This window comes from Streptomyces sp. NPDC127038, from assembly GCF_042725875.1.
GTDB lineage: Bacteria > Actinomycetota > Actinomycetes > Streptomycetales > Streptomycetaceae > Streptomyces.
This window is the reverse complement of the sequence record NZ_JBHXDQ010000045.1, coordinates 43,182-55,308: the sequence shown is the minus strand read 5'-3', so window position 1 is coordinate 55,308 and position 12,127 is coordinate 43,182. Positions and strand designations below refer to the sequence as shown.

Sequence of the window (12,127 nt, the reverse complement as noted above, 5' to 3'; positions counted from 1 at the left end):
GACGGCCCCCGCCGGGACTGCGAATCCCATTGCGAGGGCCTGACCACCGAGGAAGTAAGGCTTCCCGATGGACACCGAAAACCCTAGCGCGCCCGCGCGCCCCCAGTCCCGTATCCCGGGCAAAAACCACCCGCACAGGCGCCCTCATTCCGGCGTCGTGCACGAGAACACCCGCCACACCGAGCGCTTCACGGTGGTCGGCAACCACCTCGCCCAGCACCCGGAGCTGTCCGGACTCGCCATCGGGCTGGGCCTGTACATCCAGTCCCTCCCCGCCGGCGCCCCCGTCGACATCAAGACCCTCGCGGCCCGCTTCCCCGAGGGCACCACCCGTATCGCCGCCGCCCTGCGCGAACTGGAGACCCACGGCTACCTGCGCCGCACCCGCGAACGCACCCCCGACGGCCGCATCGTCACCCGCACGGTCTCCTGCAACCAGCCGGGACGCCGCAGCACACAGACCGACCACCACCAAGCCGCGACAGCCGACGCCCCCAGGCCGCCCGCGCCCGCTCGACGGCCCGCACCGGACAAGCGGCCGCCCCGCAAGCTCCTCCCCGCCGTACCGCGGCCCGCCTGCCCCTCCCCCGCCCTTCTCCAAGCGGCCACCGATCTCCTCGCCGGCCTCCGCGGCGTGGACCGCCGCCTCCTCCTCTCGGCCACCGACGTCGAACACCTCGCCCCCGGCGTCGCCGCCTGGCTCGAACGCGACCTCACCCCCACCGCCGTACGCCACACCCTGACCACCGGCCTGCCACTCGAAGACCTGCGCCGTCCGGCCGCCCTGCTGGCCCACCGCCTCGCAGCCCAGCTCCCGCCACCACCGCCGTTCAGGACCCCTGAAGCACCATCGGCCGTCCGGCACCCCCTCCAGAACTGCGACAACTGCGATCGCGCCTTCCGGGGCCCGGAGCCAGGCATCTGCCGGGCGTGCACACCGGCAGGCCGATTCCCGGAAACGCCCGACGTCTCCGCTGCCGACGCGACAGGATGACTCCCCCACCACCCGACAGGACCTCACGTGCTGCCTTCCTTCGCCGCGAACGGGTTCCTTCCCCTGGGCCGGTATTCCGTCTCCCTCGATGAGGCGGAGTCCCTGCTGGTCAGCAACCCCGAGTTCCGGGACTCCGCGACGCGGGTCGGCCTGTGGGACGGTCTCCACGACTATCTCGACCGGTTCCTCGCGCTGGAGGACACCTACGCGGACGCCCTGGTCGGCCTCCCGCTCGTCCACAGGCTGTGGCTCGGAGGCAGCTTCGTCAGCACGAAACCCGATCCCCGGAACATCGACGCCACTCTGTTGATCGACACGCGCGCCGAGCGCACGGTGCGCGGAAAGCCCGGCTCCAAGTGGTTGACCACTGCCTTTCAGAGCCGCGAGAGGATGAGGGAGAAGTTCGGCGTCTCGCCGCTCAGAATCGGGTACCAGCCCGTTGCTCATATCTTCGAGTCAGAACGCCTCACCCCCGAGGAACGGACATACTTCACCCAACGGGGTGTGTGGGACGACTGGTGGCAGCGTTGCAGGCTGCCCGGCCAGGGCGACCGCTCGCCTTCGGAGGAAAGTGCCGCCCCGGCACGCGGCTATCTGGAGGTGCGACTGTGACCGGCGACAGCTGGCGAGAGCGCAGGCGCCAGATCATGGGGGAAGGTCCCGAGGGGACGGCCGGTCTCTCCGCGCGTCTGCTCGACGAAATGGGCACCGAGGACCGGGACGACGAGGAGATCGAGGCGGAGCATCGGGCAAGCCGACTGGCTGCGGCGCGCGAGTACGCACCGGACGCCCGACTCGACGAGGAACTCCAGCTGCGCCTGACCGGTCCGGACACGGACGGCGGCGCCCTCCGTTTCCAGTGGGGCGACGCCCTCCTCGAACCCGTCGAGCACGCGGTCTCTGTCGCCGCCCGGACCCCCGTCCAGCTGGAGCTCACGGGAATCTCGGCCGGCAGCACCGTGGTCCACGCCAGGCCCGTCGCCCCCACCGTCTCCCCTGAGTTGGACGCCCTGGGTACTCCCACCACATCCGCCGCGAGCACGGGCATGAGCACGCTGACCGAACTGCTGGCCGCGCTGGAGTCGGAGAGCGATGTCCGCGAGTGGTCGCGGCTGTTCGACGCAGTCGAGACGCTGTCCCGCGCGCTGGGCAAATACGACCTGGACCTGGGCGTGACCTGGTACGGCGCCGACGGCGGTATGCGCCGTGCCCGGCTGACCGAACGAGGCCGACGCTACGTGGAGCGCCTCAGTGAGACCAGAGACCGCGATCAGTCGATGACCATCTCCGGCCGCATCACAGAACTGCGCGAAAGCGGCTGGGTGAAGGTCAAGACGGGCACGGCCAAGAACGCGCCGGCCTACGACGTCCGCTTCGAGGAACCCGAGGTACTGCTGCGGATGCGCCCCGGCCTCGGGGACAACGTCCATTTCCGGGTCCGCTTCCGGCAGCGGCTGGACTCCATGGGCATCGCGAGGTCCACGGAGTACACCTACCTAGGACCGGCTGCCGAACAAGCGTCACTCCCCCTCGAAGCGTAGGCACGCCCGCCCTGTCTGGCCGTCCTCGGTGGTCGTCCGACAGGAGCCCTACTCCTGCCCCACCACGAACGCGGTCAGCCGCCGCATCCGCACGCCTGTGCCACGCGGTTCCAGATCCCCCTTCACCGCCACCTCCAGGCCTCGTCGCCAGGCATCGGCGGCCTTGTCGATGTCCTCGGGCCGCAGTTCCACCCGGACGCTCCTCTGTCGTTGGAAGTCCTCGCGGACGATGTCTCCATAGACCGTCGCCTCCGGTGGGGCCACATCACGGTTCAGCCTGGTCACCACACCGTGCAGGACGGCGCCCGCCTCCCGGCCCAGCCGTTGACGCAGGTCCTTGGCCACCGCTTCCAAGGCCTGCACATGCCGTCGGCCGATCGCGACCGGCGGTGAAGGCTGCTCCATCGGCCTCTCGGACGACCAGGCGAAGGCCAGTGAGAAACCGCGACGCTCCTCGCCCGCGATCTTCACCAGAGCCTCGCAGAGGTTGGCCGACAGGCCGGCGCTGTCCAGGTGCTCGAAGTGCGACACGGAGTCTTCGCCGAGTGTCTGCTCCGCGACGAAACGCGCGCAGGTGACGCCTGCGAACAGCATCCGGGAGACCCTGCGGGCGAAGGGCTCGGACGGCGACGGGCCGTGCCTGATCAGATCCGCGTCGTTGAACAGTGAGCCCTGCCCTGCCTCGCCCTCATGCCCGCCAAGCAGGCTGTCCGGCAGCGGAGTGTGGGCCGCGATGACATAACTGCCGACACGGGTCTGGTCCAGCCGTACCGCCGCGACGTGGTCCTTCACCACCTGTGGCTTCTGACCGGGCTGTACGGCCTGCGGGGTGAGAGCGGAGGACGCGGCCGCGGTGTGCAGGTCCTTCAGACCGGTCAGCGCCGAGACCAGGTCCAGCAGCGGAGCCGTACCGGACGGACCTGGTGGCACGAGACGGAGGAACTGCCAGTCCACCGGCGGTAATTGCATCTCCCTGATGATGTCCGCGGGACGGCGGGCCTCGACGACCGCGAGGGTCTCCAAGATGTCGGCCACCCGGCCCGCGTAGTCACGGCGTCGCTGCATCGGCACCAGCAGCTCGTACGGAGTCGGATTGAAGGGCGCCCCCGGCTCCTGCGGCGGCCTCCACTCCCATAGTTCGGCACCGGACAGATCGCCTTCCGCGCTCCATCCCTTGCCGCTCAGATAGCGCCGCACGACCGCGGGGGCCAGGCCCGCGGCATCCTCGAACTCCGCATCCGTGAACGCGGTCATGACGCCACCAGCATGTTCCGGTAGTCCTCGGCGAACAGGTCGTGCAAGGAGTCCACGGTCAGCAGATTGGCACGCGGGACGTGGACCGTACGCGTACCCGTTCTCTCGTTCTCCAGCAGGTCCTGGTCGTGCAGGCACATCCAGTAGGCGGCATGCGCCAGCAGCAGACGGTCCCGGGTGGCGTGCGCCCACGTGAAGGCGTCGGCCGGGGCCAGCACGAGGAAGAGGAAGCGGGGCAGATCGTAGTCCGGGCCCGCCAGCAGGTTGTAGTTCTTCGCTTTGAGCGGGTAGTGGATGTGCTCCCCGTGGATGTCGGGAGACGACGTGCACTTGACCTGCGCCTCGATGGCCGGGAAGCGACGCGTCCCCTTCCGGCCCGCGTAGCCGAGCTGCCAGTCGACGCCCACCCGGTCACGCTCCTTGCGGGTCACGTCGAGGTTGGCCGCCGTGGCCAGCATGCGGATGAACTCCTCGCCGTACACGCCTCGGTGACTGTTGTCCCCGAACCCGGTCGATCCGTTTGCCCATCCCGGCGCGTTCCCGAGGCGCGACAAAGGCACGCCATAGGTGTGCTTGCCGGTGTGCCCGTTGCCACTCGACGGCTGGTGCGGGATGCCACCCGTCCTACTGCCTGTCATGCGCCCCCGCCCGCCCTCCGAACCCGGGGCAACCGCGTCCCTCTGTACTCCGTGCGCGTCTCATACCCCTCGGGCGACGCACAGTAACGAGGGTCACACCGCCCGCCAAAGGCCTTGATCGGAATCCGGCCGAAAGCAGCCCTCGGATCGCCCGGAACGGAGTGAGCGATCGGGTTCCGCACAGAAGTCCGTACCGGTTGTCAGTGGGCGCGCCTAATCTGGCCCCTGTGACCCAGCAACCTCTCGCCAGCCCAGATCCCGAGTCGGACTCCGCCTCTGGCGGAGCGGTGCTGTCCGCACCCACCCCGCAGCAGCTGCGCGATCGGCTCTCGGAGCTGGTCGTACGCGATCTCCTCGGACCGACCGGGGACGTGGAAGAGGAACTGGGGGGCAATCCCCTGGACCACTACATCATCGGACGGCTGGCCCCCGGCGGCATGCTGGACGAGGACGGCGCGACCCTGCGGACGGTCGGCAAGGAGGTCGCGCCGGAGACGCTCGACGAGCCGAACGTGGCCCCGGAACAGGAGCCGGAAGCCGGGGACCCCGAACCGTCCGCTCCGAACATGCCGAGCCTCCACCCGTCGACACTGGGACTGACCGTTCGGGTCGACGGCCAGGTCCCGGAGCTGACGGTCGACTGCGCCTGGGCGCGGTACGAGCGCGGGGACTCCAAGATCGAGGGCAACCACAAACGGGTGTACCACCGGGTGCCCTGCTCGGGCAGGGTCACCGTGAAGCTGGCGGAGGGGAAACTGGCCGCCCAGCCGGTGAACGCCCGGGACTTCCCGCACATCGTGGTCCGCGGCCGGGCCCGTCTGCACGAGGGATCGTGGCTGGTGTCCCTGTTCCTGGTCAACAGCCAGGAGAACAAGCCCGGTTCGACCCACTGGATGTTCCAGGCGTCGATGGTCGTGGCGGGTGCGCCGGACACCGCTCCCTTCCTGCCCCGCCGTACCACCGAACCCCCCGGCGGCGACCAGGACGAGCGGCGGTCGCTCGCCATGACCTACCGCTTCCACCCCGAGTTCGCCGTGGGGCACGGAAGCGGGGTGCACGCGGAGACCGACCCGGCCGACCCCAGGCGCGCGGTGCGCATCTCCACCACGGCCACGCCGTCGTACGAGGTGCCGCACACCGACGTACCGGACCCTCGGAACGACCGACGTGACGAGGACCTGCCCGAACTCACCGAACTCGTCCTGGACATGAACGAGTTGAGCACGCTCGAAGCCGAGCCGCTGCGGACCGTCCTGCTCCCCCTGGTGGACGGTTACCGCTCGTGGATCGAGCGGCAGAGGCAGTCGGTGGACGACCCGGCCACGGAGCTCGACGCCTACCGCGCGGAGGCCGGGGAGAACATGCGCCTCGCCGATCGGGCGGCCGACCGCATCCAAGCGGGCATCGACCTGCTGCGAGACGATCCCGACGCCCTCGACGCCTTCCGGTTCGCCAACCGCGCCATGTGGCACCAGCGCGTCCACACCATCGCGGCCGGCGACCGGCGCCGCACCCCCACGAAAACGCTCGACGAAGCGGTCCGGGAAGCCGACCTGTCGAAGAACCGCAGCTGGCGCCCGTTCCAGCTGGCGTTCCTGCTGCTCAACCTGCCCTCGCTCGCCGACCCGGGCCACCCTGAACGCGCCGACGACCACAGCGCGCTGGCCGACCTCCTGTGGTTCCCCACCGGCGGCGGCAAGACCGAGGCCTACCTCGGTCTGACCGCGTTCACCCTCGCAATCCGTCGGCGCAAGCCGCGCCTGGGCGGCCTGGACGCCGAGCACGGCGTCGCCGTGATCATGCGGTACACGCTGCGGCTGCTCACCATCCAGCAGTTCCAGCGCGCCACCGCCCTGATCTGTGCCTGCGAGGTGATCCGCCGCGAGGCACCGGAGCTCTGGGGCGACAACCCGTTCCGCATCGGACTGTGGGTGGGAGGCAGGGTCACCCCCAACACCACCGAACAGGCATCTGACTGGGTCAAGGAGCGCAAGAAGGAGAAGGGGTTCGGCGGCTTCGGGCGCATGGGCTCGCCCCACCAGCTCACCAGCTGCCCCTGGTGCGGCTCGAAGATGGAGGCCGGACGCGACATCGCCGTCGAACCCACCCTCCGCCGGACGCTCATCACCTGCCCCGACGCCTTCGAGTGCCCCTTCGGCGCGAGCGCCTTCGGACTGCCCCCCGACGAACTGGGGCTGCCGATCCTCGTCGTGGACGAGGAGATCTACCGCTATCCGCCCAGCCTCGTCATCGCCACCGTCGACAAGTTCGCCCAACTGCCCTGGAAGGGCGACACCCAGGCGCTGTTCGGCCAGGTCTCCCGCCGCTGCACCCGGCACGGATACGTCACACCGTCCGCCGTGGACGCCGACTGGGAGTCCTCCAGCCACCCGGCGACCGATAAACACGAGGCCGCCTCCACCGTCGACGCCGTCCGCGTGCGGCCACCGGACCTGATCGTCCAGGACGAGCTGCACCTCATCTCGGGCCCGCTCGGCTCCCTCACCGGGCTGTACGAGACCGCCGTGGACCGCCTCTCCACCTGGGAGCCCGAGCCCGGTCGCACCGTACGCCCCAAGGTCATCGCCTCCACGGCCACCGTCCGCCGCGCCGACCGGCAGATCCACGATCTCTTCGCCCGCAGGACGGCCGTCTTCCCGCCGTCGGGGCTGAGCGCCGACGACACGTTCTTCGCCCGGCGCCGGGAGACGAAGGAGACCCCGGGCCGCCGTTACGTGGGCATCTGCGCCCAGGGCGTACGCACCAAGTCCGTGGCGATCAGGGTGTTCGTCGCCCAGCTCGCCGCCGCCCAGCACCTCTACGAGACCTACGGGGCCAGCGACCTGACCGACCCGTACATGACGCTCGTCGGCTACTTCAACAGCTTGCGTGACCTCGGCGGCATGCGGCGGCTCGTGGAGGACGACGTGTCGGCGAGGCTCCTGCGGGCCGACCGCAGGGGGCTCTCCGCCCGACGGATCAACGAACCGGCCGAGCTGACCAGCCGGATGGCCTCCGACGCCATCCCCGACATCCTGGCGAAGCTCGACATCACCTTCGGCCGCCGGCCCAAGGGCTCCCCCCGCCCCATCGACGTCCTGCTCGCCACCAACATGATCGCCGTCGGTGTGGACGTCTCCCGACTCGGTGTCATGGTCGTCAACAACCAGCCCAAGTCGACCGCCGAGTACATCCAGGCCACCAGCCGCGTAGGCCGCCGGGCCCCCGGGCTCGTCTTCACCGTCCTCAACTGGGCCCGTCCACGCGACCTCTCGCACTACGAGACCTTCGAGTCCTTCCACGCCACCATCTACCAGCACGTCGAGGCACTGTCCGTCACTCCCTTCGCGGACCGTGCCGTCGACCGCGGCCTGACCGGTGTCCTGGCCTCCCTGGTCCGCAACCTCAAGCCCGACTACAACCCCAACCGCGGTGCCCAGTGGGTGGACCGCCGGGGCGAGATCGTCAGTCACGCCGTGCGGTCCCTGGAACTGCGCGCCAGGGACGTCACGGCCAACCGGCACACGGTGGACGAGGTGCGCACCCGGCTCGACACCCGCCTGGACTACTGGGAGCAGAAGCGCAAGGCACCCGGAGCGGTCCTCGGCTACCGTGCGGCCAGGCGCCAGGGCGATGTCGCCCCGCTCCTCCTGGAGCCGGACAGCGGCCCCTGGCGGCTGATGACCTGCCCGACATCACTGCGTGAGGTCGAGCCTCCGATCCGGCTGATCTTCACCGGCCCGGCAGGCCACGAGCCCGACGACGAACCGCCGTACGTCCCGCGCCAGCAGGACGACGACAGTGCCCCCGCCACCGACGCAGATCCCTGGGAGACGACATGACCGGCCCCGCCACCGCAGCGCTTCGCGTTGGCGAGCTGCGTCCCAGCCAGCTCCTGCACACCTACGGCGTCGGCGCCGTCACCGACCTTCCCAACCTGTCGACGATGGTCATGGGCCTCGACGACTGGGACCCGGTGCGCGCCCGCGTCCTGACCGAGGACCGTCTCCTGGCCGCCGTCCGGCGACGGCTGGGCGGCCAGGTCACCGCCCTGCGCACTCCGCCCCACCTTCCCGAGAATCCCGCGGACCCATACGGCGACTGGACCAGGACAGGCGTTCCTGTCGGCCTCTTCCCCCGATGGCTGCGCTGCTCGCGCGAGCGGTGCAACCAGCTGGCTCCCGCTTCGGGCGGTCTCTTCCAGCTCCGGTCGAACCTCTACCGCCCGGAGAAGACCAAATACGTCCACATCAACTGCGGCGGTCCGGGCAAGGGCCAGCCCACCGCGCTGCCCGCCCGCTTCCTGGTCGCGTGCCCGGCCGGGCACATGGACGACTTCCCCTGGGTGTACTTCGTCCACCGTGGCGCGTCCTCGTGCGAGGGCCACACGCTCAGCCTGACCGAGTCCGGCACGACTGGTGAAGCGGCCAACGTCTTCGTGCGGTGCACCTGTGGAGTACAGCCCCGGTCCATGGCCGACGCCCTCGGCGCGGCCGGGGAGCGGAACCTGCCCGCCTGCCGGGGCCACCACCCACACCTCGGGACCTTCAAGCCGGGCGGATGCTCGGAGCACGCGCGCACGATGGTCCTGGGCGCCACCAACAGCTGGTTCGCCTCCCAGCTGAGGGTGTTCAGCATCCCTCGCGCCGAGGAACCCCTCACCCAGGCGGTCAAGGAGCACTGGAGCCTGCTGTCCCCGCTGGCCGCCGTCCCCGCCGACGCCGCGAAGATGCTGCTGCCGACGCAGGCGTGCTGGCCCGAGCTGGAGCAGTACGGGGCGGACGCCGTCTGGGCGGCGGTCACCAAAGAGGCGCGCTCGGCCGCCTCCGACCAGGATGACGAGGACGAGGAATTCGACCTCATCACTCCTGAGTGGCGAGCCTTCACCCAGCCGCGCGACCAGTCGCTGCCGGACTTCACCACCGTCCGTGAACGGCAGGTGCCCGACGGCACGGCCGACTGGCTCGACTCCGTCGTCCTTGTCCACCGGCTCCGTGAGGTCTCGGCCCTCACCGGCTTCACCCGGATCGAGGCTCCCGAATGGCTTCCGGAGGAGGAAGCCCGCACCGTCGCCGGAGCACCGCTCAGCCGCCACGACCCCACCTGGGTTCCCTGTGCCGAGCTGCGCGGCGAGGGCGTGTTCCTCGCGCTCAAGGAACGTCAGCTGGCCGAATGGGAACAGCAGGATGCGGTACAGGCCCGCGAGCAGGTCCTGAAGGCGGCGCACCTGGACTGGTGCCTGGCCCGTGGGGTCGTACCCCGCTGGCCCGGCATCCGGTACGTCCTCCTGCACACCCTGGCCCACGTCCTCATCCGCCAGTTCGCCCTGGAATGCGGTTACGGGGCCTCCGGCATAGCGGAACGGATCTACGCACGCTCCGGCCCCGATCCGATGTCGGGCATCCTGCTCTACACGGCAGCCCCCGACAGCGAAGGCACTCTGGGCGGACTCGTCTCGCTCGGCCGCGGTGAACGGCTCGGGCCTGCCCTCGCACAGGCCCTGGAAGAAGCCAGACTGTGCAGTTCCGACCCCATGTGCGCGGAACACGAACCGCGCATCCATAACCGCCTGCATGGGGCGGCGTGCCATGCCTGTCTCTTCGCTGCGGAGACTTCCTGTGAACGGGGCAACCACTATCTGGACCGAGCCCTGCTGGTCGAAACGCTGGCCGACGACAAGTGCGCCTTCCGGCCGTGACCAGGCCCGGGGAGAATGAACGCATCGCTGTTTCACGTGAAGGCCGTTCGTCCATCACTTCGAGGAAGACACGGATCCTCTCCGTCTCCGATACACGAAGTGACGACCGGCCCTCAGATCTCCCTCGCCTTCTGGCAGCGTTGTACGACCGCCTACCTGACGACCATGTCGTCGCATGGGAAAACGTCGTGCGCCAAGCGGCAGGACCCGACGACCCCTTGCTGGCTCGTTTCATAGCCGCCCAGGCGGCCGTTGGTCTTGCCGGTCAGCTCAGGGCAGTCGCCGACGCCTGGCGCATTGAAGCACCTGACTTGGCGGGTGCTGGCCTGGCGCTCGCTCTTGCCGCGCTCCGGGCAATGCCCCGCCCTCGGCCGATTCAGCCAGTCGTATCCGGTCCTCTCAGTGCGTCGATACCTGCCCGGTTGACCAGTGGAGTCGTGCGCGAGGTCATTCGCTCTGCCAACACATCTGTACTGATAGCCAGCTTTGCTGCCCATGGCGCAGAGGACATCGTGGCGGAAATAGCTTATGCAGCCGATCGAGGGGTTCGGGTAGATCTTCTGCTGGAGGAGTCCACGCAGGCCTCAGCGGCCTTCGCTGCGCTGCCGTCTGGTGTGACCATCTGGCACCGTGCGAGTTCCGAAGGCGTACTGCACGCCAAACTGATCGCTGCCGACAAGCACACCGCTTTCCTCGGGAGCGCCAATCTCACCGACCGCGCGCTGATCAGCAACATCGAACTCGGCGTAGTACTGCGGGACCCCGCGACCGTAGGGCCTCTGGTGGACCACTTCCGCTGGCTCATCGCGCCCGAGAACGGCGTGATGCGCCTCGCTTGATCGCCATGCCCCCTCCGCTGCTGGCCGGCCGTCGCACCCTGCAGCGACCCGGATCCTCACTGGATGTCCTCGACCAGCCCTTCCAGCGCGCGGGCGTACCGCCGCAGATCGGCCTTGACCGCTTCCCCCGAGGGGGAGTCGGGGCGCAGGACGTCGGGCAGGTACTTCACGCGCCACATCCGGAAGGTGTCCGGCACCAGGCGTTCGTCGTGAACGCCCAGCAGGGACCCCGCCATCCGCACGGCGTCGGCGACGAGCGGCACCGCGGTTCCGGGGGCCGGGCCTCGTGCGGTGGCCGCTCCCACGAGGGCGTCCAGGAAGCCGGTCAGCTGGAGGTCGCCGCCCGTGCGGACGATGCGCCGCAGCACGGCGGGGTCGTCGGTCCGCGGCGGGTACGCCTCGATGCACCCCGAGTACATCGTCAAGTATTCGGCCGTCACCGCACGGCCGTCGGTCCAGCCGCCCTGCCGCTCGAAAACCGCCATGGTCTCGGGCGAGAAGTCACCGAGGTCGCGGATCATCGCCAGGAGCCGGTCGACGTCCTCACGGTGAGCGGCCACGAAGCCGGCAAGTGCCGCGCCCCGCAAGGCCGATGGGCCAGCCTCGGCCGCCGCGCCCAGTTCCAGGATCCCCCACAGCGGCGCGAAGACGTCGTAGCCGAGTCCCGTCTCCGAGACCTGCGCGTCTTGGCCTTCCATCAGCGCCGTCGTCGCAGGGCGCTCCACGCGTCCGCGATCGTCTCCCCGGACCTCAGCCACCAGCTCTCCAGCTTGTTGCGCACCCCCAAAGCGACCCACCACCACTTGAACCGCAGGGGCAGTCGCCGGAACGGCACGAAGGTCAGAGTGTCCTTGACGGCGTATTCGGCGATGCTTCTGGGCCCCTCCGCACCCAGTGCGGCGTACAGCTCGGGGGTCAGCCGGCCGTTGAGACGCGCCGCGGCACCGGCCGCGGTGAACGCGAACGCGCGCTGAGCGAGATCCGGCAGCCGCATCGCCCGGACGATCCGGGGCGATGCCTCCTCCAGCGAACAGTTGAAGGCGAGTCCGATCACCGCGGTGCCAATACGCCCCGCCCCACGCTCGAACGCCGCGTCCACCTCTGCGGGGTCGTCGATACGGATCAGGCCCTCACCGGTTTCCCAGTTCCACTCGGACACCATG

The 12,127-nt window shown here is 69.7% G+C and carries 10 protein-coding genes; 6 read left to right on the top strand and 4 right to left on the bottom strand.

From position 1 onward, the window contains the following. The first annotated feature begins 67 nt into the window (after positions 1-67). From ACFWI4_RS27080 to ACFWI4_RS27070, 3 genes are read left to right on the top strand one after another with little or no spacing between them, the layout of a single operon-like run. The gene (locus ACFWI4_RS27080; RefSeq protein ID WP_387201075.1) at positions 68-994 is read left to right on the top strand and encodes a helix-turn-helix domain-containing protein; all 927 of its coding nucleotides are present in this window, start codon (positions 68-70) and stop codon (positions 992-994) included. A 27-nt stretch (positions 995-1,021) separates the two neighbouring features. Beyond that, entirely contained in the window at positions 1,022-1,606 is a 585-nt protein-coding gene (locus ACFWI4_RS27075; protein WP_387201072.1) for a DUF6932 family protein, read from the top strand. Then, positions 1,603-2,535, top strand: coding sequence for a hypothetical protein (locus tag ACFWI4_RS27070; RefSeq protein WP_387201070.1), 933 nt, complete (start codon positions 1,603-1,605; stop codon positions 2,533-2,535). Before ACFWI4_RS27075 ends, ACFWI4_RS27070 begins: the two co-directional genes overlap by 4 nt. Positions 2,536-2,583: 48 nt before the next feature. Here ACFWI4_RS27070 and ACFWI4_RS27065 read toward each other — a convergent pair whose 3' ends face one another. Continuing rightward, entirely contained in the window at positions 2,584-3,789 is a 1,206-nt protein-coding gene (locus ACFWI4_RS27065) for a hypothetical protein (protein WP_387201067.1), read from the bottom strand. After that, positions 3,786-4,427, bottom strand: a complete 642-nt coding sequence (locus ACFWI4_RS27060) for a DUF4365 domain-containing protein (protein ID WP_387201064.1) — start codon at positions 4,425-4,427, stop codon at positions 3,786-3,788. Before ACFWI4_RS27060 ends, ACFWI4_RS27065 begins: the two co-directional genes overlap by 4 nt. A gap of 227 nt (positions 4,428-4,654) precedes the next feature. On the opposite strand from ACFWI4_RS27060, the gene drmA reads away from it, so the two are divergent. Genes drmA through drmC form a run of 3 tightly spaced genes read left to right on the top strand, consistent with a single transcriptional unit; the run spans position 4,655 to position 10,964 of the window. Then, positions 4,655-8,269, top strand: coding sequence for a DISARM system helicase DrmA (gene drmA, locus ACFWI4_RS27055; RefSeq protein ID WP_387201061.1), 3,615 nt, complete (start codon positions 4,655-4,657; stop codon positions 8,267-8,269). After that, entirely contained in the window at positions 8,266-10,125 is a 1,860-nt protein-coding gene (gene drmB, locus ACFWI4_RS27050; RefSeq protein ID WP_387201058.1) for a DrmB family protein, read from the top strand. Before drmA ends, drmB begins: the two co-directional genes overlap by 4 nt. Further along, the gene (gene drmC / locus ACFWI4_RS27045; protein WP_387201055.1) at positions 10,107-10,964 is read left to right on the top strand and encodes a DISARM system phospholipase D-like protein DrmC; all 858 of its coding nucleotides are present in this window, start codon (positions 10,107-10,109) and stop codon (positions 10,962-10,964) included. Before drmB ends, drmC begins: the two co-directional genes overlap by 19 nt. Before the next feature lie 56 nt (positions 10,965-11,020). Here drmC and ACFWI4_RS27040 read toward each other — a convergent pair whose 3' ends face one another. Both ACFWI4_RS27040 and ACFWI4_RS27035 read right to left on the bottom strand, forming a co-directional pair. Beyond that, a complete protein-coding gene (locus ACFWI4_RS27040; RefSeq protein ID WP_387201052.1) occupies positions 11,021-11,662 on the bottom strand; it encodes a hypothetical protein in 642 nt (213 codons plus the stop codon). Beyond that, on the bottom strand, positions 11,662-12,126 hold the full coding sequence (locus ACFWI4_RS27035; protein WP_387201049.1) for a hypothetical protein: 465 nt from the start codon (positions 12,124-12,126) through the stop codon (positions 11,662-11,664). The genes ACFWI4_RS27040 and ACFWI4_RS27035 overlap by 1 nt, the downstream gene beginning before the upstream one ends. Between the last annotated feature and the right edge of the window lies 1 nt (position 12,127).